General features: G+C 56.4%; 14 protein-coding genes. 2 read left to right on the forward strand and 12 right to left on the reverse strand.

Annotated features, from left to right (window positions below):
• Positions 1–65: 65 nt before the first annotated feature.
• Positions 66–1808, reverse strand: coding sequence for a succinate dehydrogenase flavoprotein subunit (gene sdhA, locus MHI24_RS10405; RefSeq protein ID WP_340025558.1), 1743 nt, complete (start codon positions 1806–1808; stop codon positions 66–68).
• Positions 1809–1883: 75 nt separating this feature from the next.
• Positions 1884–2549 carry a succinate dehydrogenase cytochrome b558 subunit gene (locus MHI24_RS10410; RefSeq protein WP_340025559.1) on the reverse strand — a complete coding sequence of 222 codons (666 nt, stop codon included), beginning with the start codon at positions 2547–2549 and terminating at the stop codon, positions 1884–1886.
• A gap of 397 nt (positions 2550–2946) precedes the next feature.
• Between MHI24_RS10410 and MHI24_RS10415 the strand changes: the two genes are divergently transcribed.
• Entirely contained in the window at positions 2947–3846 is a 900-nt protein-coding gene (locus MHI24_RS10415; RefSeq protein ID WP_340025560.1) for a LysR family transcriptional regulator, read from the forward strand.
• 116 nt (positions 3847–3962) lie between these two features.
• Here MHI24_RS10415 and MHI24_RS10420 read toward each other — a convergent pair whose 3' ends face one another.
• The 6 genes from MHI24_RS10420 to MHI24_RS10445 all read right to left on the reverse strand — a co-directional run bounded on the left by MHI24_RS10420 (position 3963) and on the right by MHI24_RS10445 (position 12274).
• A complete protein-coding gene (locus MHI24_RS10420; protein ID WP_340025561.1) occupies positions 3963–5609 on the reverse strand; it encodes an ABC transporter substrate-binding protein in 1647 nt (548 codons plus the stop codon).
• 27 nt (positions 5610–5636) lie between these two features.
• Entirely contained in the window at positions 5637–6536 is a 900-nt protein-coding gene (locus MHI24_RS10425; RefSeq protein ID WP_340025562.1) for a carbohydrate ABC transporter permease, read from the reverse strand.
• 14 nt (positions 6537–6550) lie between these two features.
• Positions 6551–7507 (reverse strand): ABC transporter permease subunit, encoded by a 957-nt coding sequence (locus tag MHI24_RS10430; protein WP_340025563.1) that lies wholly within the window; start codon positions 7505–7507, stop codon positions 6551–6553.
• Positions 7508–7722: 215 nt separating this feature from the next.
• Entirely contained in the window at positions 7723–9993 is a 2271-nt protein-coding gene (locus MHI24_RS10435) for a helix-turn-helix domain-containing protein (protein ID WP_340025565.1), read from the reverse strand.
• A 233-nt stretch (positions 9994–10226) separates the two neighbouring features.
• Positions 10227–10898 (reverse strand): TrkA family potassium uptake protein, encoded by a 672-nt coding sequence (locus MHI24_RS10440; RefSeq protein ID WP_340025566.1) that lies wholly within the window; start codon positions 10896–10898, stop codon positions 10227–10229.
• Positions 10899–10912: 14 nt separating this feature from the next.
• A complete protein-coding gene (locus MHI24_RS10445) occupies positions 10913–12274 on the reverse strand; it encodes a TrkH family potassium uptake protein (protein ID WP_340025567.1) in 1362 nt (453 codons plus the stop codon).
• 147 nt (positions 12275–12421) lie between these two features.
• Between MHI24_RS10445 and MHI24_RS10450 the strand changes: the two genes are divergently transcribed.
• Entirely contained in the window at positions 12422–14128 is a 1707-nt protein-coding gene (locus MHI24_RS10450; RefSeq protein ID WP_340025568.1) for a CPBP family intramembrane glutamic endopeptidase, read from the forward strand.
• A 58-nt stretch (positions 14129–14186) separates the two neighbouring features.
• Here the strand turns inward: MHI24_RS10450 and MHI24_RS10455 are convergent, their stop codons facing one another.
• The 4 genes from MHI24_RS10455 to MHI24_RS10470 form a co-directional block, all read right to left on the reverse strand.
• Positions 14187–15956, reverse strand: coding sequence for a histidine kinase (locus MHI24_RS10455; RefSeq protein ID WP_340025569.1), 1770 nt, complete (start codon positions 15954–15956; stop codon positions 14187–14189).
• Between the two features lie 6 nt (positions 15957–15962).
• Positions 15963–17519, reverse strand: a complete 1557-nt coding sequence (locus MHI24_RS10460) for a helix-turn-helix domain-containing protein (RefSeq protein WP_340025570.1) — start codon at positions 17517–17519, stop codon at positions 15963–15965.
• Positions 17520–17583: 64 nt separating this feature from the next.
• Entirely contained in the window at positions 17584–19227 is a 1644-nt protein-coding gene (locus MHI24_RS10465) for an extracellular solute-binding protein (protein WP_340025571.1), read from the reverse strand.
• A 26-nt stretch (positions 19228–19253) separates the two neighbouring features.
• Positions 19254–23828, reverse strand: coding sequence for a discoidin domain-containing protein (locus MHI24_RS10470; RefSeq protein ID WP_340025572.1), 4575 nt, complete (start codon positions 23826–23828; stop codon positions 19254–19256).
• Positions 23829–23892 lie beyond the last annotated feature (64 nt).

The raw sequence follows: 23892 nt of genomic DNA on the forward strand, positions 1-23892 counted from the left end.
GTTACCTCCTAGAAAGTTTGGATAGTCCGGCCTGCTCCGAATCCCATTCGCCAAGCCGGCTTCACTTAGTCCTTCGAATAATCACGCACCCGCGGAGGAATCAGCGACACATCCACATCCTCATAAGAGATCTGCGGACCGTCTGCCGTCCAGGCGGCTAAGGTCGTCTTCAAGAATTCCTCATCATTACGCTGCGGGAATTCCGGCTTGTAATGCGCGCCCCGGCTCTCGTTGCGCATCAGCGCCCCGAGCGTCATCGCCTCCGACAGCTCCAGCATGTTCCACAGCTGGCGGGTGAACGCCACAGCCTGGTTGCTCCAGCGGGAGGTGTCGCTCATGTTGATGTTACGGTAGCGCTCCTTCAGCTCTTTGATTTTGCCGATGGTGGATTCCAGCCGCTTGTTCTCACGCACCACGGTCATGTTCGCTGTCATCCATTCGCCAAGCTCCTTGTGGATCACATAAGCATTCTCTGTGCCGGTCATACCAAGCAGCGCCTCATATTTATCGGTCTGCGTCTTATGGAAGCGGTCGAATACTGTGGAGGAGATATCCTGCACCGATTTCTTCAGCCCCTTAATATATTCAACAGCCTTCGGCCCGGCCACCATGCCGCCGTAGATCGCCGAGACGAGCGAGTTCGCCCCCAGGCGGTTCGCGCCATGATACTGGTATTCACATTCGCCTGCCGCGAACAGGCCGGGAATATTGGTCATCTGGTTGTAATCGACCCACATGCCGCCCATGGAATAATGGACCGCCGGGAAAATTTTCATCGGAATCTTGCGGGGATCATCGCCCATGAACTTCTCATAGATTTCGATAATACCGCCCAGCTTGACGTCAAGCTCCTTCGGGTCCTTATGGGACAGGTCGAGATAGACCATGTTCTCGCCGTTGATGCCCAGCCCCTGATCCACGCAGACATTGAAGATCTCACGGGTGGCAATGTCGCGCGGCACCAGATTCCCGTAGGAAGGATATTTCTCTTCGAGGAAATACCACGGCTTGCCGTCCTTATACGTCCAGATCCGTCCGCCTTCGCCGCGTGCCGATTCCGACATCAGCCGCAGCTTGTCATCGCCGGGAATCGCCGTCGGGTGAATCTGGATGAATTCCCCGTTCGCATAATGCACACCCTGCTGATAGACCGCACTGGCTGCGGTTCCGGTGTTAATAACGGAGTTCGTGGTTTTGCCAAAAATAATCCCCGGACCGCCGCTGGCCAGAATGACCGCATCCGCCGGGAAGGTCTGAATCTCCATCGTCTTCAGATTCTGCGCGCTGATGCCGCGGCAGACCCGCTCATCATCCAGAATGACCGAGAGGAACTCCCAGTTCTCGCTCTTCGTGACCAGGCCCTCGGCCTCCCAGCGGCGCACCTGCTCATCCAGTGCATACAGCAACTGCTGGCCGGTAGTCGCTCCTGCAAAAGCCGTGCGGTGGCGCTTCGTGCCGCCGAACCGGCGGAAGTCCAGCAGCCCCTCCGGGGTGCGGTTGAACATCACGCCCATCCGGTCCATCAGGTGGATGATGCCTGGTGCGGCCTCGCACATTGCCTTCACCGGAGGCTGGTTCGCCAGGAAGTCGCCCCCGTAGACGGTATCGTCGAAATGCTCCCAGGGCGAATCTCCCTCGCCCTTGGTGTTCACAGCGCCATTGATGCCGCCTTGTGCGCAGACGGAATGTGATCTTTTGACAGGGACCAGTGAGAATAGATGTACATGCGCGCCGGATTCGGCGGCCTTAATGGTAGCCATCAGGCCGGCCAGACCGCCGCCCACGATGATGATATCGGCTGATGCCATGATTGTTCCCTCCTAAAAGTAATGCGGAAGCTTATGCCCAAGTCATGAGAAAGCTCCGCTTCTTCGTCTGTATTCTTAAACCCCGCTGCCGAGCGACTGCACAGCCGTGGCTGCGGCTTGAAATTCATCATTGCGGAAGGTCACCAGGGACAGCACGAACATGAAGGTGACAATCACGAATATTCCCAGGCAGAGAACCGATGATACTCTCTGGGAACGCGGGCCGACCGTAATTCCCCAGCTGATCAGGAACGACCACAGGCCATTGGAGAAGTGGAAGCAGGCAGCCACGATACCGACGATATAAAGCGTCATCAGCAGCGGCTGGGTGACAATGTTATGCATAACCCCGCCAAGCTCATCATGCTCCACCTTGCCGAGCGCCACCTGGACCCGCGTGTCCCACAGATGCCAGATAATGAAGACAAAGGTGATCACGCCGGTGATGCGCTGCAGCGTATACCGCCAGTTGCGCTCCAGATTGAAGCGGTTCAGGTTCGGCTTCGACTGGTAAGCAATGTACAAGCCGTACACACCGTGGTACAGCAGCGGCAGCCAGATGCCGAACAATTCCAGGAAGAAGACCAGCGGCAGGCTGTTCAGCCACAGCACACTGTCAGTGAAACCGGAAGCACCACCCTCCACAGCCGAGAAGTTCGTCAGCATGTGCTCAAGGAAAAAGGCCCCAAGCGGGATGATGCCGAGCAAGGAATGAATCTTTCTGGAATAAAATCCTCTCATGCAAAGTGTCCCCTTTCCAATTAAAAAACAGCGTTTTCATTAAGATGCATACACAGCCGGAAGTACTGTTGAAACAGGGCGGCAGCTGGCCTAAAACTGCTGAAATGAGCCGTTTGCGCCGCTTATCATTGTTTTCCCGGACTTTGCTCTATCATTCACAATATGTGAATATCTTGTGTCACTTTGTATGTTACTCTTTTTTCGCTTATAAGGGAATTGCAATCTAATTATTAATCGTTATACAATATCTGCATAAGAATATTTTTAATGTGATAATAATTCTCATTTAGCTGATCGATTTGGCTTCATACTCCTGCTTATTTTCTATAAATCCGACAACTTTCCCGTCTCTTGCTATGCCTTTTATCACAATCTGCGGTACGAAGGAGGGTAAGGTATGTACGATGATTTAGATGCTTTTGCCGCGGTGGTGGAGCATTCCAGCCTGAACCGGGCTTCCCGCCAGCTCAATCTGTCCCAGCCCGCCCTCTCCCGCAAAATCTCCAAGCTGGAGGAGCGCCTGGGCGTCGCTCTGTTCAACCGCTTCGGCAAGCGGCTGGAGCTTACGGAGGTGGGACGCCTCACCTACACCTATGCGCTGGAGCAGCGTCAGCAGCGTTCCCGGTTCCTGGAGGCGTTATCCAAGTTCAAGGAGGGTGAGCCGCAGTTCGTAACGCTGGGCGCGAGCCTGACCACGCTGCAGACAACGCTGCCCCCGCTGGTGAAGGCCTACACGGAGAAATACCCGGCGGCCGAGCTGAAGCTCATCACAGGGAAGACGCATGAGATGGTGACGGCGGTCAGCGAGGGCAAATGCGATGTCGGAATCATCGCCTCCCAGGTGCATGAGCCGGGCCTGCGCTCCATCCCCCTGTTCGAGGACCAGCTCCGGCTGGTCGTCTCGGAGCAGCATCCGCTGACCCTGACGCCGCGGCTCACCATGGACCACCTGTCCCGGCTGCCGATGATCCTCTTCTCCAAGGGGACGTGGTACCGCCGGACCACCGATGATCTGTTCCACCGCTGCGGCGTGGAGCCGGATGTGCGGATGGAGATCGACTCGTTCGAGGCGATCGTCCGCCTGCTGCCGACCGTCAAGGCAGCGGCGCTGCTGCCCAATTCCTATCTCCGTCCCGAGCTGCTGAACGGCGGGGGGCTGGTGTCGCTGCACATCAAGGAATTGGAGCAGACCCAGCGCACCACCTGCCTGATCTACCAGAGCAGCGGCGGACTCAGCACAGCGGCCCGCTGCCTGGTGCAGGTCACCGAGGATGTGTTCCTGAACAGCCGGGACTAGCCGCCCGCCGCCGCTCACAGTAATAACCCGGCAAGCCTCCGGATCGCTGCGGATCGGCCTGCCGGGTCATTTTATACACTTAGGTTATATCAGCTATTGTCCTCTGCTCTTCCGCATTAACGGAATTTGCCGGCATCGATGGCGGCCTGCTTCTCATCCAGGATCTCCTGGTAGCCTGCCTCCAGATAGGTCTTCTTGGCCGCCTCATAGGTGGCGTCGAATTCGGCTTCCGGGGCCAGCACCACCTTCACGTACAGCTCCTGGAACAGCGTATTCAGGTCGGCCTTATATTCGTTCACCTTCTCCAGCACCGTGCTGAACAGGGCATCCGGCGTACGGAATTCAGCCGTCTCGTCATAATATTTCACCAGATCCTCCGCGAGCTGCTCATAGCCGGCCGGAGCCCAGTTGCGCAGGTTTGCCTTGCGGGTCTTGGCCTCATCCGGGTACTGGGCGATCTCCGTCACCAGCCCCCAGTAGTCCTTGTTGTTGTTCTGGGCCAGCACCGCTTCGCCTTTGTAGTCCGGGTTCTTCAGGGCAATGCCGTCGGCATCCAGTGTATAGTTCTCCCCTTCAATCCCGTTCTGGAACTTGAACAGATTCTCCGGCTGGCTGAGCCATTCCAGGTACATCCAGACCGCTGCCCGTTCCTCCGGCGTGGATTCATAGTTAATGCCCATGATGAAGCCGAACGGCCAGTAGGCGCGTCCCTGCGGCTTATTACCTTCCGGTACGCCCGCATACGGCGGCACGACAGCGAATTCAGCCTCCGGGTTGTTCTGAAGCGTTGCTGCGAACACGTCGGTGTTATTGGCGAGATAGAAGCCGAAGTTGCCTGTTTTGCCGGCCACGAATTCCGCCTTGACCTTAGGCTCATCATTGCGCAGATAGAATTCCTTATCCAGCAGACCGTTGTTATATTGGTAATTGAGATTGCGCAGGTATTCCTCTGTCTCCTTCGTGGTCAGGTCAGCCACACTAAGGTCGGAGTACAGCGCGCGGTATTTGGCATCCACCGGCCAATCACGGAACGCATAGTTGAAGTTGAAGAAGTTCTGCAGCAGGTTACCGCCGCTCACGCCGAGCCCGGCTTCTTTCCATTTAACCAGCATCTCGTTATATTTCTCCAGCGAGGTCAGATCCTCCACCTTCATGCCGACCTTCTCTACCCAATCCTTGCGGATGATGTTGACGAAGTTGTCAGCCTCCGGGCGGGCAGCGAAGAAGAAGGTGTTCTTCTCATCCACCACCCCGTACTGCTTGATGGTCTCGCCCATGTTCTTCCAGTAGGTAGGCGCATAATTCTCAATTTCGCTCCAGTCCAGCTGCTGCAGCACATCTTCACCATAATAAGTAAGCGCTTGCGGCATATCGTAGTGGAAAATAATATCCGGCGCCTTATGCGAAGCCAGCAGCTGCTCGAAATCCGTGACCTCCTTCGAGCGGGTAATCGGCACATAATTCACCTGAATATTGTACTTGTCGCCGAACTCTGCCTGTACCCAGCGGGTATAGTAGTTATCGGACACGTTCCAGCCCTCATAGGCACGTTCGTAGACGGGGATATCGAGTGAGACCTTTTTCTCAAAACCCTTGGAGTAATCTGGATAAGCCCCTTCTGCCTGGTTCGTAGCTGCCGCTGTCTCCGCAGGCGCATTGGTGGCTTCGGCATTCTTGGCCTTGTTCCCCCCGCTGCAGCCCGCCAGCAGACCGGCTGTCATGACTGATGCCATCAGTAATGAATACACACTTCTTCGGTTCATCGCAATTCCCCCATGAATTCATATTCTTTACTCCTTGACCGCCCCTAACATCACGCCTTGAACAAAATACTTCTGAACGAACGGATACACACAGAGAATAGGCAGCGTAGCGAATACAACAACCGATGCCTTCAGTACCTCCGGATTACTAAGCTGCACCTGGCTGGCCTCCAGCTGGAAGCTTTCACTGGCCTGAATGACCAGATAATACAGCTTAAGCTGCAGCGGGCGGAGCGAGGTCTCATGCTTGATGTAGAACAGTGCGTCCTGATAGGCATTCCAGCGGCCGACTGCATAGAAGAGGGACAACGTTGCTATGATCGGCTTGGACAGAGGCAGCACAATGCTGAACAGAATGCGGAAATGCCCGGCGCCGTCAATGCGTGCAGACTCCTCCAGACTGACAGGAATGCTGCTGGTCAGCGAGGTTTTCATAATCAGCAGGTTGAAGGCGCTGAAGGAGAGCGGCAGCACCAGCGACCAGATCGTATCCATCAGTCCCAGATTGTTGATGTTCATATAATCAGGAATAATGCCGCCGCTGAAGTACATCGTGAACAGGAAAATGAAGGTGATCACCCGGCGGCCCTTGAACTGGGGCCGGGACAGCGGATACGCGGCGCAGGTGGTCAGAATCATGCCCAGAATCGTGAACAGCACGGTCACAATCACCGAAATGTACAGGGAGCGGAGGATGCTGGCATCGGCGAAGATTTTGCGGTACGCCTCGATGGTGAAGCCCTGCGGCCACAGGAACACCTTATTGGCGATGACGAAGGAGTCTGCGCTTAAGGATTTGGAGACGACATGCACGAACGGCAGCAGGCAGATCAGGGAAGCGGTAATGATGACGAGGCGGATCAGCAGCTCCCAGATATCAATTCTTGCTTTACGGGATACGGCCGGGCCTCCGGTTGCAGCTTTCATGGTTCCTCTCCTCTCTACAGAATTCCATCCTCACCCAGCTTCTTGGCCACGCGGTCTGCGGAGATGACCAGGATGATGCCGATCACGGACTGGAATAATCCGATGGCAGTGGCCCGGCTGAAATTGCCGCTCTCAATCCCCCAGCGGTAGACCAGCACCGGAATGGTAGTGGTGAACTCAGTGGTCGCCTTATTCTGCAACGCGTAGATCCGCTCGAAGGAGCCGTCCATCACTTTGCCGAGGGCCATAATGAGCAGCGTAACAATCGTCGCCCGGATGGACGGCAGGGTAATATTCCATACCTTCCGCCAGCGGCCTGCCCCGTCGACCGTAGCCGCTTCATACATCTCCGGGTTGATTCCGCTCATCGCCGCCAGATAGATAATCGTGCCCCAGCCCATGCTCTGCCACACGCCGATGACCAGATAGCTGACCAGCCAGTGGTTATCCTGCTGCAGGAACGGAATCCGCTGTCCCCCCATCAGCTCAATCAGATTGTTGACCACCCCGCCGCCCTCACTGAGCAGCTGGTACGCAATCGCGCCGATAATGACCCAGGACAGGAAGTGGGGCAGGTACAGCACCGTCTGGTTAATGCGCTTGAAGCGGATGCTCCTGATCTCATTGAGCAGCAGTGCCAGCACGATCGGCATCGTGAAGCTGAAGAGGAGGTCCAGCACGTTCAGCAGCAGCGTGTTGCGGACGGCCTTAATGAAATCCGGCTTGGCAAACAGCTGCTGGAACACCTCCATCCCCGCCCATTCACTGCCCCAGAAGCCCCGTGCGATCTTGTAATCCTTAAAGGCAATGACCAGTCCGCTCATCGGCAGGTACTTAAATACGATGACAAAAGCCAGCGGCAGCATCACCAGCAGATAGAGCTGCCAGTCCCGCTGCAGATAATACCTGAACCCTTGTTTTCTTCTTAAAAGCGGACTATGGTCCGTTTGTGAAGCGCTTGCAACTTTCAACAGTTTCACCTCCCGGCAGGATGTTCTGTTGCCGGTCTTGCCTCATCCGGCCTGCTTCCTATGCTATAACGCATCGCCGGGATCTGAATATCATGACAATTGATGATCGCCTATCACATTTGATGAAGCCCCGGCCTGCAAGGCTTCTTCTGCGCGTAAATAATCAATTCTGATCAGCATTGCCAAAAGTTATAAAGCGCTTACAATAAGCTGCTCTAGGAGCTCTTGCTCTTGGCGGATTTGTAGCCGCTCGGCGGCATCCCTTCATATTTGCGGAAAAAGCGGTTGAAGCTCTGCACATTATAATAGCCGACCTCGGCGGCAATCTGCTTGATGCTTAAGCCCGACTCCAGCAGCAGCTCCTTGGCCTTCTCGATCCGCAGCTGATTGACGAAGTCGATCATGCTTTTCCCCGTCTGCTCATAGACCAGCTTGCGCATATAAGAGTAGCTGATACCAAGCTGCTTGGCCATGTCCTCGAAGACAATCTCTTCCGTGTAATGCTCTGTCAGATAGTTAACGATTCGCTGCGCATGATTGGTCTCCCGCGGGCTGCGGTCCAGGCTCTGGACAATGTCGCAATAGAACCCGTACAGATACTCCTCCAGCTCATCCAGGGTATCCATAGCGGCGAGATTCGAGTATACATTGCCTTGGCTGGTCATCATCCGCCCGGTCCCGAGATGGTTCTCCCGGAGATGCTTGAGGGTCGCCCCCATCAGCTGGTAATAGATGAACATAATATTATCGTAGGAGATATTGTCCTCGGCGGCGATCCGGCTGCGGAGGCTGTGCAGCTCCTTGAAGATTGCGGCCAGGTCGCCCGCATCCAGGAAGTTGAGAATCCGCCGCTCGCTGCTCTCGGAATCGAGATACTTGCGGCTGCCCTCCTCCTCCTCTTCCTGCCAGTACATAATGCTTCCGGCTCCGTTGACCATCCGGCGCTTGATCAGCTCCATCGCTTCGAACAGCCGCTGCGCCACCCTTCCGGGATCATCCGCCGGGTCGCTTACCCCAATCGTGACCGAGTGCTCCAGCAATTCCAGCGACTCCGCCCGGATAGCTTCCAGCGCCTGATGGATCTGTCCGCTGATTTGCTCCCCCGCCTGCGGGTCAAAGTTCAGCACGATCACCCTGCAGCCGTCATGATGATAGACACTGCGGGCCGCGATCCGCTCCGGGAACAAGCCCTCATACTTGGCTCCCAGCAGATACTGGTGATAGCTGCGCGTCTCAGCATTGGTATGGCCCGCATATCGCCGGTACTGGTCGATGGAGACAACGATTACCCGGTAGCATTTGTGAGGGAACACTTCCGTAATCCGCGGTGGAAGCTCGCCGCGCAGCAGGCGGTGTACCGCCAGGCTGCGGGTATCCTGCTCACGCTCCTGCAGCAGCTTGAACAGGCTCTCCTCCTCCTCCTGCATCCGCTTGAAGGCCAGGCCCAGGAAGGCCAGCTCATTCCTGTTCACTACCCCCAGATCGCTCTTCGAGCGGATCGTCTGCACCAGCTGCCGCAGCGGCCTGGACAGCCAGGCCGCCAGAAGTATAGCCAGCAGCGTCCCGAGCACGATAATGGTTCCGGTCAGCAGGATGATTTTGCCTTGCATGTCCTTGGACCGCTGCATCAGCTCATCCATCGAGCTCCAGCTTACATTCCACCAGCCCGACAAAGGCGATCGGCTCCAGGCATAGACCATCCGGTTGCCCTCCAGCTCGCGGAACGTATAGCCTTCACTGGACTCCTGGCTCAGAATCTCCTGGAGAAAGGGGAGCTTCCGGCCGTCCGACAGCAGCAGGGACCGGTCATCGAAGGAGATTACTGTTCCCTCAGCATCCAGCAGCAGGCTGCTGCTGCCGGCGGTCTCCGTGCCGTGGAGATAGCTGCCAATCTGGCTCTCCTTGAGGTTGACGACAATAATCCCGCTGGTGGTGGTGGACAGGCGGTTGAGCGGGTACACATACGATACAACATGCTCCCCTGACGCCAGTCTGCGGGGCACCCATACCCCGCTGATCCCCCGGTGCCCTTCCAGCGCCTTGTCCATCCAGCCGAGCGGCTCATAGCGGGCAAGCGTGGTGATGCTGCTGTCGGTGGAGAAGACATAATCCGAATCCTGCAAATAGAAGAAAGAGGAATACACGCCGTCCACCCGCCGGTTCAGGTTCAGCAGCTCCTTGGTCACCGAGAGCGCCAGGCTTACATTGTTGTAATTGGCGTTAATGTCCTCATAGGTCCGGAAGCTGCGGATACGGTCAAAAATATTCGTCGCCGCCAGACGCGACGTATCCTGGGCCAGATTGGCCAGCGCGGTCTCGTTCAGGCGGCGGCTTGCATTCAGTCCGGCCAGCGAGGATTCCCCGATGGCTGTCTCGGAGTTCTCTATGATCTGCGACCCGCTGTACCAGGTCAGGACCGCCGTGGGAATTGCCATAATGCAGAATAGAATGAAGGCCAGCTGCAGGAGCATCGGCGTTTTTTTCATGGTCCTATCCCCCTAAGATCAGAAATTCAACATTTTTATTTTATCATCGCAGGATACATTTAACATATATGTATATTGAATTCATGATGAGGAGAATAGAAGTTTTTAGCACCCGCACGCCCCGTCCTGGGCAATGTGACCGCTTTTTCGATTACATCCGGCCAGTATATGCAATATACGCAAAAAAGCCCGGATGTCCCCCATCCAGGCCAGTGCTGCGGCTATTCGCCTATTTACCCTTCCACGTTCACCGCTTCATCCTCAAACTCCTCGATGCTCTCATTGGAGCCGATTACCACCATGATGTCCCCCTGCTGTACGTAATCATGCGCTGTCGGTGCGACGATGATCCCATCCCCGCGGTTCAGGGCTATGATGCTGCAGCCGTATTTGGCGCGCGTGTTCAGCTCGGCAAGGCTTCGGCCGTTCATGCAGGCAGGCACAGCCAGCTCTACGACCTTATAGTCCTTGGAGATCTCGATATAGTCCAGCAGGTTCGGCGTCACCAGCTGATGCGCTACACGGATGCCCATATCCCGCTCGGGAAAAATCACCCGGTCCACGCCCAGCTTCGACAAGGCACGCCCGTGCAGAATCGAGATCGCCTTGCCGACCACCTGCTTCACGCCCAGCTCCTTCAGCAGAATCGCGGCCAGGATGCTGCGCTCCATATTATCGCCGATCGCCACAATGCCGCAGTCGAAATTACGCACCCCGAGGGAGCGCATAATGCCTTCATCCGTAGCATCCGCCATTACGGCATGGGTCAGCTGCCCGGTCATATCCTCCACGCGTTCCTCCTGATGGTCGATCCCGAGCACCTCATAGCCCATGGACATCAGCTCCAGCGCCAGGCTTGATCCGAAGCGTCCCAGGCCGATTACAACAAACTGCTGTGCTTTCATATTCCGTTTACCCCTTATCCAATTATCATTTTGCCTTCCGGGTACTTATACAATGGTTTACCCTGTTTCGGCCCCAGCGCATAGGCCAGCGTCAGCAGCCCCAGCCGTCCGGCGAACATCGTCAGGCAGATCAGCACCTTGCCGACCTGCGTCAGCTCAGGCGTCAGACCCAGGCTAAGCCCGACATTGGCGAAGGCCGAGGTCGTCTCGAACAGGATGATCAGATAGGGCTCCTGCTCCGTGGTTGAGAGCATCATCGAGACGGTCACAATCAGCAGCAGCGCCAGCAGCGTAATCGTCAGCGCCTTGAATACACGCTCCTGGGCCAGCCGGTAGCGGAAGAGCACGATATCCTCCCGGCCGCGCAGCATGGAGATGACCGATCCGACCATCAGCGTGAAGGTCGTCGTCTTGATGCCGCCGCCGGTGGAGCCCGGCGAAGCGCCGATGAACATCAGAATCACGAGGAAGAACTGGGTCGCCTGGCGCAGGCCCGTTATATCAAGCGTATTGGCCCCAGCTGTGCGCGGAGCGGCAGACTGGAACAGGGACGCCCACAGCTTGCTGCCCAGGTTCAGCGGACCCAGCGTCCGCGTATTGGTGAATTCAAAGATGAAGATGACAGCCATACCCGTCACAATCAGTCCGGCGGTCATCGACAGGACCACCTTGCTGTGCAAGGATAAGCGGCGCGTGCGGCGGTACTCCGCCAGATCGGAGATGACGATGAAGCCGATGCCCCCGCTGATGATCAGGAACAGCACGGTCAGATTGATGACCGGATCACCGACATAGCTGATCAGGCTGTGGTCATGTCCGCCGAACAGATCGAATCCGGCATTGTTGAACATAGATACTGCATGAAATACTCCATAATATATAGCACGGCCCGGCGGCATATCGAATGCCCAGCGGGCCGACAGCAGGACCGCCCCAGCCGCTTCAATCACGAGGGAATAGAGCAACACCTTGCGGATCAGCCGAACGATTCCTTCCATGGAGCTCTGATTCATCGCCTCCTGAAGAATCAGCCGGTCGCGCAGGGAGATTCTGCGCCGGAACACCAGCGCAAACAGCGTGGCCATCGTCATGAAGCCGAGCCCGCCGATCTGAATCAGCACCAGGATGACTGCTTGCCCGAAGCCGCTCAGGTGGGTGCCCGTGTCGACCACAGCCAGCCCGGTGACGCAGGCCGCAGAGGTTGCGGTGAACAGCGCATCCATGAAGCTGAGCGGATGGCCGGATGCAGCGGATACGGGCAGCATGAGCAGCAGCGTTCCGATGAGGATGACGGCAGCGAAGCCAAGCACCAGAATCTGCGGCGGAGCCAGCTTCAGGAACCGGAAGTTATTATTCTTGGGAAACGGTGAAGCCACACCTCTCATCCTTTCAGCGTTCAAATAAACATATCAAATTATATACGTTATTGGCGAACTTCACAAAGCATCATTTTGACAAGCATAAGCCCGGCCGTTAATACTATAATGAATGGATAAGAGTATTTTATTTCAAGGAGGCATTCCATGAATCCCATCGGCCAGCCCCTAGAGTCCCGGCCCCCTGCGCTCAAGCTAATCATTGCCGGAATCCTCGGACTGATCCTGTTCGTCATGTTCCAGATTGCCCCTCAGCTGCTCCCGGCCTCCGGAGGGAATCCGGCTCCCCTCCCCAAGGCTGACATCCGGGAGAAGGCTGCTGATTTCGCCGCCAAACAGCTTGGTTACCAAGCCGCAGCCGGGGATGAATGGGTGGTTCTGTATAAGACGGACGCCTCGTTCTACGGTTACATGTCCCGGGAGAAACTGCTGAACGATTACTCCAAGAACAAGCTCGATCAGCGCTATCCGTTCGATGTCTATCATGCGGTGCTCTATACGTCCGGGCAAGCGGATGCCCGGCTTGCCGTAGACCTCAATATGTATACCGGGCAGGTTGCCGCTTTCGCTGCCGGGCCCGATGCCGATGCGGCGGCAGGGCACGACTACGGGGAAAGACCGGCCGCCCCGGCGGCGGGGCGCAGCGGGAAGGCAAGTCCCGCCAGCAGCATACCGGACTTAAGCCTGGAGAAGAAGGAGAGCCTGGCCCGTCCCTGGCTGCAGCAGTGGGGAGCCAACCCCGCCAAGCTGAAGATTGAAGCCAGCGCAGGAGGCTACGGGCTTGTCTATTCCGACAGCTCGGTCAAGGTGGGCGAATCCCCGCTGTATTACCAGTTCAATTATGACGGGGAAGCGGTCTCCTATTTCCGCGCCGGATTCTCTGCCCCCGCATGGCATGATGCCTACGTGGACGGGCAGACCTCACTGGCCAGGAAGCTGACTCTGTACGGCTACGGCCTGCCTACGCTGCTGCTGGGCATTCTGGCGCTGGTCTACGGCATTCTGCGCAGACGGCATACGTCCTGGCGGCGCGGAATCTTCCTCAGCTCGGTTCACTTCGTAATTATGATGGTCAGCAGCTACAACGCGGTGTCCGAATCCGGCAGCGGCAGTGCCGAAGCGCGGATTACGGCGGTCGTCATGTTCATCATCTATGTCCTGTACAGCCTGCTGATGTCGCTCTTGCTCTACTTCTCCCTGGTCGGCGGCGACGGCCTCTGGCGCTCCGAGGAGAAGCTGAACCCCTGGCCCCGGGCGAAGGAGCCGGGATATGGCCGTTATGTATTGAACAGCATCCAGGCCGGCTATATCTGGGCCTTCATTCTGCTTGGCGTGCAGACGGTCATGTTCATTATTCTGTCCTATACGCTGGATAACTGGTCCACCACCGATGCGGCGCAGTCGCCGTACAATATGAAATATGCCTGGCTGCTCCCAATCGTCGCCTGGCTGGCCGGCCTCTCTGAAGAAGCTGTCTACCGGCTGTTCGGGATTCAGATGCTGAAAAAGCTGGTCCGGAATACGTTCATCGCTTCACTGATCACCACCCTGATCTGGGCGCTCGGGCATACGCTCTACCCGATCTATCCGGTCATCTCGCGGCCGATTGAACTGACGGTGATCGGCCTGCTGTTCAGTTACATTTTCCTGCGCCACGGGTTCATCGCCGCGATGTTCAGCCATGTCGTCTTCGACAGCATCCTGATGGGCGCGACCCTGATTTTCATGCAGGATAAGGTAAATGTAGGGGCAGGCATCGTGACCATCATCCTGCCGTTCATCGTCGGTTATCTGGTCTACCGCTTCAACCCTCCACGGGAGCCGAAGCAGGCAGAACCGGTTCCTGTTCCATAAACACCTGCAGCGGCTGCGCCCCCTGATCCGGGATAGCGCAGCCGCTGCTGCTGTATAGCTATAGCTGTCCTGCCTCTTCCGGCACAGAATGATACGGACGGTAAGGAAAGCGGAGCCGGATCAGCGTGCCTTCACCAAGCGAGCTGTGAATCGCTACACCGTACGGTCTGCCGTACTGCAGCTTGATCCGCTGGTCCACATTACGGATGCCATAGCCGATGCCCTGGCCCGCAGGCTCAAGAATCTGCCCGATCAGCTCCTCCTTCATCCCCAGCCCGTTATCCTCCACTTCAAAGACCACATCCCCCTCTTCCATGTAAGCACGGATAACCAGGGAGATTTCATCGTCATACCAGGCATGCTCCAGCGCATTCTCCACAAACGGCTGCAGAATAAATTTCACGCTCTCGCTCTCCAGCACCTCCGGCGCTATAGCATAGGCGACATGAATCCGGTCCGCATTCTTGATCCGCTGGATGTCGAGATACGATTCCGCGATCTGCAGCTCCTGCTCCACGGGAATGATCATCTCCCCCCGGTGCAGCGTCAGCCGGTAGAACCGGGCCAGTGAACGGATGACCTCATGCAGCTTATCGATCTCCCCGAGCTTGGCCATCCGGCTGATGGAAGAGAAGGTGTTATACAGGAAATGCGGGTTCATCTGGGAATGCAGCACCTGCAGCTCGGTCTCCTTTTTCTCCAGACTGACGACATAGACCTCATCGATTAACCGCTGAATGGTTGAAGCCATCTCGTTAAAAGCACTGCCGATCTCCGCAAACTCATCATTGCCCCGGACCGGCATCCGCTTGTGGAAGTCCCCTTCCTGAAAAGATTTCAGGGAAGACACCAGCTTCTGGAAGCTCCGCGAGAAATACTGGGACATCGCCAGACTGATCAGAAAGAGCAGCACCAGGGTTACCAGACAGATGCCGATGGTCACATTGCGGACCTGCTGTGAATTCTTCTGCAGCGAAGCATATGGAATCCAGGCCACTACACTGGCCGGCATATTGGTAACCGGCTGTTTGATCTGCATATAGGAATTTGGCTGCTTAATATAACCTGAAGCGGCTGAAGCCAGCGGCTCAGGGATAACCCCGTTCGGGGAGCTTGTGAACAGCAGGCGGTCTGCGTTATCCGCGATGAACAGGATGCTGTCCTCGCCCAGCTGCCCCGAGACGGCATCCGAGAAGATGTATTTCATATTCGCCGTCATTTTGATCAGACCATTCAGCTGCAGAGTATCGTAGTTGATCAAAGGCCGCAGGTAGGAGATGCTGCCATCCGCCTTGTCATTGCCCGTCTGCCGCCATACACTGGAGCCGTAATGCAGATCGAGCCCTCTGTACCAGTCTTCATCCTCAATGCGGTCCATATGAAACAAAGAGTACTTCCGGACATCTTCTGCTGCACTATCGTTATAATAGAATTCCCCGACATCAGGATTACTTACATAGACGGAGAGCTCGACCTCCGGATCCGGCAGATTCGCCGCGTTCTTCAGCCTGGGGAGGATATACTGCGACATAATGCTGTATCTCTCCCAGCCGGAATGATAGCCTGCCAAATAGCGCGCCAGGGTCTGGTCGGCATATAGCTCATCGGTGCTGCGGACCATATCCTTCAGCCGGAAATCCACGTTGCTGGCTATTTGCTTGACAGCCACCTCCAGATTGCTTCTGGTATGCTGCTCGGTGGAACGCACAGACGACAGGTAGGCGTAGCTGCCGATCGCGATGATCGGTGTCAGCACCAGCAGCAGATATGAAATAAGCAGCTTGTAGCTTATGGGAATGTATACGGATTTCGCACGCTTCATCTGCATGCCGGATCAGCTCTGCTTTCTGTAATCGGCTGCGGTCATATTAAAAAATTCCCGGAATTGCCTGCTGAAATAAGCAATGTTCTTGTAGCCAACCTTATCAGCCACCTCGTAAATTTTGTATTGAGGCTGATCGAGCAGAAGAATCGCCTTCTCCATGCGGAGCCGTACAAGGTACTCATTGAAGCTCTCCCCCGTGTGCTCTTTGAACAGGACTCCGAGATGATTCGGCGAATAGGCAAAATGGGCAGCTACCGCCCGCAAGGTAAGATTCTCCGTCAGCCTCTCCCGGATATAGGCTTGAATCCGCTCCATCAGCCGGCGGTTCTTGTGCTGCTTCTTCATGAACAGAAGCTCGGAAATCTCAAACAAGGTACACCGCAGCCAGCGTTTGATATCGTCAACGGTCTCCAGATGATGAATGACGTCCATCTGCTGCAGACTCTCGTAGGTCTCGTTGAGTGTCCCCAGGTAAGCCTCCAGCCGGGTAACGATATGAATGGAGAAATGATAGACCTTCACCGGATGCTCGAACAGGGCCGCCATCTCGAACAGCTCGTCGAGGCAGTCGCAAATATCAGCCAGCCTGTAGGCCGCCATGGCCCCGAACATCCCCTCCAGGACAACGCTCAGCTCCTTGATCTCCTGGACCATGCCCGGCTTGCTCATCACCGGCGGAATCACCCTGTTTTTGCCGATGAACATTTTGCCGTTCATATAAGCCTTCGCCTGGGAAAAGGAGGCGGCCAGTCCTTCCGGAGACCCCACCTCTGCACCATAACTTACAGTGATCGTATACTCCGTGTGCTCACGGACCTTCTGCACCAGCTGCTGAAGCCGCTCTTCCAGCGTCAGGCGCTGCCCGGTATAGACGAAACCGAGCTGTGAACGGTTCAGCCGGCACCATTTCCCGGCAGAAGCGGCGTCAATCTCTGACCCGATGTATTGAAACAGCCGGTCCAGACCGGCATAGACATCCTCCGGCTGCTCCTGCACCCGCATCAGAACATCATCGGCCTCAATCAGCACCACAGAAGCGCTGGAGAAGGCCAGATCCAGCGGATACCGGGCCAGGAAGGCGCCCAGCGTAGCCCCGTCAATGCTGCCCTCCAGCAGATGCTGCAGCACATCATTTTTGATGAAATCGAAGGAAGCGATCATGCCGCCGTCCTCCGGCCCTCTGCTCCGTTCCAGCTCCAGCCCGGCGGTAGCCGTGCGCAATACACCGATCAGCTCCTCATCATCAACCGGCTTAAGCACGTAGGCATGGGCCTTCAAGTCGAGTGCCTGCTTCGCATAATGAAATTCCTGATAGCCGCTGATGAACACGATTTTGAGCCCCGGATTCAGCTCCAGCGCCAGGCGGGACAGCTCCATACCGGAAACCGCCGGCATCCGGATATCCGTAATCAGCAGATCAATCTCATGATTCTCGATATATTGAAGAGCGGCAAGCGGATTGCTCTCGCTGCAGACCACTTCAATCCCGAGCCCACTCCAGGGAATCAGGCAGCGCAGCCCCTCCAGATCATAATTCTCATCATCCACCAAGACAGCTCTGTACATCGCAATCAGCGCTCCTTCATGCGGAAAAGAGGGTACATGACGTATCCCTCTCTTCTCCAAACGTTTAATGTTCCGGTGTGTAATCCTTGATCTTCTTCAGATTGCTCTGCCACACTCCGGTCTTCCAGCCCAGCAGCCTGTCATAGCCCAGGTCCGATGCTTCCCTGTCTGCTTCCTTAAGCAGCTCCCGGAGCTCTTCATCACTTGCCGCAAAAATCATCCGGGGCACCACCTGCGCATATTGATCCCTCAGCCTTTGCAGAATAAGCCCCTCTTCCGAGGCAGGCGCCGGGTCAAGATTGGAGAATTCGGTGATGTTCATCGAAGTCTTGAACGTTATATTGGCTTGTCCAAGGGTTGTCCAGTCCCGGGCTCCGGCAGGCAGCAGCTTCTCGCGCTGTGCTTTGGCAGCATCAATGTATGAAGTATTGCCGTACCAGTTGAATTCCCCGATCTTCAGATCATCATACCATTTCAAGTCACGTCCAATATAGGAATCATTTGGGATGGGAACTTCACCCTCTACTTTATCATAAAACAATCCCTCCGGCCCGAAGAAAAGAATCCGCTGCCCCTCAGGACTCGTCGCCCAGTTCATATAGGAGAAAATGGCCTCCGGGTCCCGGGCAGAGGTTGTAATGACATTGACATTCCAGCCCAGCGTATTGTACCCGGAGGGATAGACCTTACCGGGATCAACACCTTCGCGGTGCAACGGCCAGATAAGCTCATAGCCGTCCAGCGGGTCCTTAGCCGAGAGCTGATTATTCGCTTCCCGGCCGATCCCTTCCACGACAGCGTCATAAGCGCCGAATACGGCGATCCGGCCGCTTTTCAGCTTCTCCAGCACCTGATCCCGTGTCTCGGTCAACAGATCCGGAGAGGTCAGCCCCTGGCGGACCAGCCGGCCCGCCAGCTGCAGCGTCTCCAGGAATGCCGGGTCGCGGTATACAGAAGTCAGCCGGATGCCGGCGGGCACACCGAAGATCTGGCCTGAACCGGGAGAGATGAAGCTTGGCGTCCGGTTATCCGCCGCACCGCTGTACAGCATGCCGATCATCTGTATGTCCACGCCGTCCCGGGTCTCCCCGAAGTCAATCGGCACAATATCCGGGTATTTCCTCTGCACTTGCTGCAGATACGCTTCGAGATCATCCCATGTCTCAAGCCTGGGGGAGCCGAGCTCACGGTATATCCTCTTCTCCACCAGGAAACCGGCGTTGCCGCTGCCGCCGCTGCCGTTAATATACCAGTTCGGAATCTGGTACAGCCTGCCGTCTTCACTGCGCAGCATGTTCAGCGTGTTCTCGCCGACCGTTCGGGCGAATTCGGGATATTGCTCCAGATAAGAATCCAGCGCCACCAGCTTGCCCGCCTTTTGCAGCCGTTCCACATCCTTGCCGCGATCCATAACCAGCACATCGGGAAGCTGATCCGAGACAATCATCGCATTCAGCTTCTGGGCGGCAGCACCGCTCGATGGTACCGGCAGAAGCTTCACCTTCAGATGATCGGTGATCCAGCGGCTATGCGGCCCGGCCTCCCAGTCCGGCGCGGTATACCAGTCATAGTTCACAAAGACGGTGAACTGAACCGGCTTCACCTTGGCGGCCAGCTCCGAGAGCGGTGCAGCTGAAGGACCCGCAGGCAGCGTAATTTCGGAGCGGCCGCTGCCCGAGCAGGCACTAAGACTGCCTAGAACCAGCAAGAACAGGAGTGTCGCTGACCTGTGCTTTAATAGATTGACAGTTCCCATAAAGAATAGCCGTACTGGGTGCCGCGCTCTGTGCCGTTCACTTTCACATACCGCGCACTGACCGGGGTGAAGCTAATATCGTCGATGTCCCCGTCCCCGGTTGTTGTGGAATAGGCAGTCGACCAGTTCGTGCCGTCTGCCGACGTCTCGATCGTATAAGCTTTGGCGTAGGCCCCCTCCCAGTTCAACAGGACACGGCTGACCGTCTGGGCAGAGCCGAGATCCACCTGAATCCACTGCGGATCACTGAAATCCGATTCCCAGCGGGTGCCCTCGTTTCCGTCCACAGCTCCGGCAGCGGGCTGCTTCGGATTCTCCGAAGCGGTAACCGCCTTGTTCAGCGCAAGGTTTACAAGCGGCGGTGTGCCGCCGGTAATCACCTGCTGCACCGAAGCGTCGTTATATCCCGCTGCTGTTACTGTAATCGTATACGTCTTCCCTGTAGGGAACAGCGCGGTATTCAGTGTGATTTTACCGGCTTCCACGGTATAATTCGCTGTCGCTGCTGCCACTCCATCCACCCTCACCGCAGTGATTGCAGTTCTCCAGGCCGCATTCTCCGTGAACGCCAACTCAATCGGCTGGCCGACAGCATTCTGGGTAGTGTCAGCTGCGAGGACAGGCGGAGCCTGTGGTGTCACAGCGCTGCCGCTGCCGTACACCTCCAGTTCCCATAAGGAATACCCGTACGGTGTGCCGCGTTCCGTCCCGTGCACTTTCACATACCGCGCGTTGACCGGGGTGAAGCTGACATCGTCAATGCCCCCGTCTCCGGTAGTTGTCGAATAGACCGTTGCCCAGTTCTCGCCATCTGCCGATGTCTCGATCGTGTAGGCTTTGCCATATGCCCCCTCCCAGTTCAACAGGACACGGCTGACCGTCCGGGCAGAGCCGAGATCCACCTGAATCCACTGCGGATCAATGAAGTCTGATTCCCAGCGGGTGCCTGCGTTTCCGTCTACAGCGCCGGCAGCCGGCTGCTTCGGATTCTCCGAAGCGGTAACCGCCTTATTGAGGGCAAGGTTCCCGGACGGCTGCGTGCCGCCGGTAATCACCTGCTGCACCGAAGTATCGGTATATCCGTCTGCTGTGACTGTAACCGTGTAAGTCTTCGCCGCGGGGAACAACGCGGTGTTCAGCGTGATTTTACCGGCTTCCACGGTATAATCCGCTGCTGCTGCTGAAGTTCCATCCACTTTTACCGCAGTAATTGCATTTCTCCAGGCTGCGTTCTCCGAGAATATCAGCTCAATCGGCTGGCCGGCAGCATTCTGGGTGGTGTCAGCTGTCAAGGCAGGCGGAGTAAGCAGCGTATCCGTGGTCACCTTCGTCGGGTCCACCTTCACCAGCTTCCCGGCCGGGACTACAGCCGAGCCTGTAACCCCTCCGCTATTGCGGAACGTAACGGTAATCGCCGCATTGGTCGGATTCCAGACCAGCGCGCGGTAGGCCGAACCTTTTTTGTACACCGTTGCACTGTATCCGTTCTCTGCCCAAATGTCCTTGGTGCGTGATCCAAGCGTTTCCATGCTGTGCACGAACCAGTATGTGTTGAACAATTCGTTCTGCTGCGGCAGTGCCGGATTCCATTTATTCAGCACGGCCTGCGGATTGCTCAGCGCCTGAATCGGCCAGACGATATGGTACCAGTCCGTTTCCGGCCCGCCGTTATCAGCCACGAAGCCGCTGTACAATCCGGCCGCCTTGGCCGTATCGAACCCGTAGCTGGTCAGATATTCTGCTGTAGGCAGCCAGTGAATCCCATAGACATACACCGGATCACCATTGAAAAAGGTGCCGAAGAAGTTCGAGCTTCCGTAGATCTGCCCTACCGATTTATGCGTATAGCCCGGCAGCCAGTTATCCTGGTCGAAGTTGAACCAGTACTGCTGTACCGCTCTAAGCTCCGTCGTAAAGCCCATAATGGACGCATCCCGGAAAGCGGTGTTACCGGTCAGTATGCTCCACATATATTGGCCGACCCAGCCGAACAGCGATTCTCCAGCCGCCTCCTGGTTATTGCCGCTGTCATTGTCGGCATAACCGCCGGCCCATGAATGGCCTTCATACGGATCGAAGTTGCGGAAGTACGGATATTTCGTGTCTGTCTTCGACGGATTGGCGTAGTCACGGATCAGCTCATCAACCATTCCGCTGAATTTATTTCTGAAGTCGGTATCGTAGGTGGCAAGCACCGCTGATGCAAAAACATAATAGCCATACGTGAAATGATGGTCTGTGATCCCGGAGTTCGCGCCGAACTCGCTGTTTTTATAGATCAATGTTCCCCAGTCAGAGTTGTAGTCGAAATAATAATCGGTTTCCCCCGAGGTGTACGTATACCAGTCTGTAAGCACGGTCTTCATCCGGGACAGGAACAGATTCTTGTAGCTCTCATTGCCGATCTGATCGGCGACCAGCACCCCCATAGCCAGCGGATGCAGCTTCTTGCCCTGCCAGTAAGCATCGGCCTGCATCAGATTGGTGGCGGTGTCCGTATCCAGCAGCGCCAGGTAATTCAGCAGATCCTGACGGGAATAGGTGGAATCGCCCGGCTCGGTGAACTGCGGCACAATGCCGTAGAATTTATCAGTCGTGGCAAACGAATTGCCCTCTGTCACCTTCATCGTTCCGCGGATGGACGGGAAGGAGACAGCGGTGAGCGGTGTTGTGGTAACCTTCCACTGGTGGGGAAGCTGTGCCATCAGCGCGGTATTCGGGAAGCCTGAACGCTTAAGCTCGGTTACCGCATTGAAGGTGGTCGTCACATCGGAGGTCGTCTCGTTGAAGGTATAGGCCACCTTCGTGTCCGTCACGAAGGTATAGCCATGCTGGTAGAAGTAATTCAGATTGGACGGTGCCGGAAGAGCCGACAGGGACAGGTAGTTCTGGCCTCCACCGAGCTGGATTTTGAGCTTGGCACCGACCCGCTTGAAGGTTGTACCGGCCGGCGCATACAGCCCATAGTGTCTGGTCACCATGACAGGCGTTGGCGCCCCGTTGGAATTGGTGACCTCAATGCCGATATGGTCTGCTGTAACGGTGGCCCCGTCTGCAGCGAGAATCGTAGTATTGCTGCCGTCGAAGAAACGGGCCCCGGCTGGCAGATACACTTCAGGACTGGCCGGATCACTGAATTGCGAATAGAGATAAGGCGAGCCTTTGACGAATGTTGTCTTCATTTTCTCCGCAGCGCCATCGCTTAACACGGCCGTCGCCGACCAGTCGCCGTAACCGGTAATCCGGTTCGACATCCCTGAGGTATTAATGTTGCCGGCCATCAGGAACAGATCCGGGCTTCCCGCCGCTTCCTGTGCTCTTCCGTCAGCGCTCAGGTAGCCTGCGCCCGGATTCAGAATGCTTAGGCCCTGCTTGGTATATTTCGATTTGAGCGGAAGCGTGATAATGCCGTTGCCGAGCTGATTGATCATAATGGACTGCCACCAGTCATTGGAAGGCAGCGGCGCAGTCAGCGCATCCGACTTATACTGCGGATATTTCGGCTGGGGAACCGAGAGGTCATTCGCGGCATGGCTGCCTTGGCCCACGGGCACTGTGGTTAGCGTAGGCAGGGCCGGAATGTTATAGACCGGCTTGGGATCGCCTGCCACATAATCATAGGCCTGGAATTCAAAGATCGAGTACCCGTAGGAGGTTGCTCTGCTGATCCCTTTCATCCGCAGATAGCGGCCGCTGGCATAGACGGGAAGATTAAGGGTGCCCCCGTCGCCGTGAAGCTCCCGGTAGACCGTAGTCCATGAGGTTCCGTTATTTGAGACCTGAATATCATAGATCCGGCCGGCCGCTGCCTCCCAGTTAATGATTACCCGGCCCAGCGTGCGTACGCTGCCTAGGTCAACGCTCAGCCATTCATTATCGGTAGCGTTGGAGGACCAGCGTGTGTTCAGGTCGCCGTCCACTGCCAGCTCCGGCAGGGTAGAGCCGGCCGGGAGATAGTCGGCCACCTGATAGGATGAAGCCGTCACAGGCTTGTTCAAGGCCACATTCGGCCCGAGAACAACCGGAGGAGGATTAACGCCGCCGGTGCCGTATACCTCGAACTCGTAGAGGGAAATGCCGTATTGCGTCAGAATCCGCTCCGTGGCGAATACGCGGACATAACGGCCGGTGCCGCTGAGCGTAAGCTCATCCACACCGCCATCTCCTGTAGTTGTGGAATAGATATCACTCCAGTTCAATTCGTCAGCGGATACCTGGATTTTGTAGGCCTTGGCGTAAGCTCCTTCCCAGCGGAGCACCACGCGGTCTACGGCGGCAGTTGCCCCGAGGTCCACATAGATCCAGTTCGGGTCCGTCCCCCATGAGCTGCTCCACCGTGACCCCGTATTGCCGTCCACCGCCAGATCCGGGGTATTATTGCCCTCCGTGCCCGAGGCATACGCCGGCCGGTCTTTGGAGAGCAGATTAGAGTCCGCAGCATGCGCCGGTCCTGGCGGAAGCGACAGCACGAGACTCAGCAGCATAATGATGCTCAGACCAAGAGCGGTCCCGTTAATCCCCTTCTTGCGTCTTACTGTTTTTGAATATCCCATTCCTTTAATCCTCCTCTTTACGATTGGATTGCAGCTCTTTAGCCTGTAAACCTGACTTTTTCCC

This window comes from Paenibacillus sp. FSL K6-1096 (assembly GCF_037977055.1).
Lineage (GTDB): Bacteria > Bacillota > Bacilli > Paenibacillales > Paenibacillaceae > Paenibacillus_AQ.

What these genes read in the sequence shown, in the direction of transcription:
- sdhA (WP_340025558.1), bottom strand. Translation starts at nt 1,808, where the DNA reads ATGGCATCAGCCGATATCATCATCGTGGGCGGCGGTCTGGCCGGCCTG.
- MHI24_RS10410 (WP_340025559.1), bottom strand. Translation starts at nt 2,549, where the DNA reads ATGAGAGGATTTTATTCCAGAAAGATTCATTCCTTGCTCGGCATCATC.
- MHI24_RS10415 (WP_340025560.1), top strand. Translation starts at nt 2,947, where the DNA reads ATGTACGATGATTTAGATGCTTTTGCCGCGGTGGTGGAGCATTCCAGC.
- MHI24_RS10420 (WP_340025561.1), bottom strand. Translation starts at nt 5,609, where the DNA reads ATGAACCGAAGAAGTGTGTATTCATTACTGATGGCATCAGTCATGACA.
- MHI24_RS10425 (WP_340025562.1), bottom strand. Translation starts at nt 6,536, where the DNA reads ATGAAAGCTGCAACCGGAGGCCCGGCCGTATCCCGTAAAGCAAGAATT.
- MHI24_RS10435 (WP_340025565.1), bottom strand. Translation starts at nt 9,993, where the DNA reads ATGAAAAAAACGCCGATGCTCCTGCAGCTGGCCTTCATTCTATTCTGC.
- MHI24_RS10440 (WP_340025566.1), bottom strand. Translation starts at nt 10,898, where the DNA reads ATGAAAGCACAGCAGTTTGTTGTAATCGGCCTGGGACGCTTCGGATCA.
- MHI24_RS10450 (WP_340025568.1), top strand. Translation starts at nt 12,422, where the DNA reads ATGAATCCCATCGGCCAGCCCCTAGAGTCCCGGCCCCCTGCGCTCAAG.
- MHI24_RS10455 (WP_340025569.1), bottom strand. Translation starts at nt 15,956, where the DNA reads ATGCAGATGAAGCGTGCGAAATCCGTATACATTCCCATAAGCTACAAG.
- MHI24_RS10460 (WP_340025570.1), bottom strand. Translation starts at nt 17,519, where the DNA reads ATGTACAGAGCTGTCTTGGTGGATGATGAGAATTATGATCTGGAGGGG.
- MHI24_RS10470 (WP_340025572.1), bottom strand. Translation starts at nt 23,828, where the DNA reads ATGGGATATTCAAAAACAGTAAGACGCAAGAAGGGGATTAACGGGACC.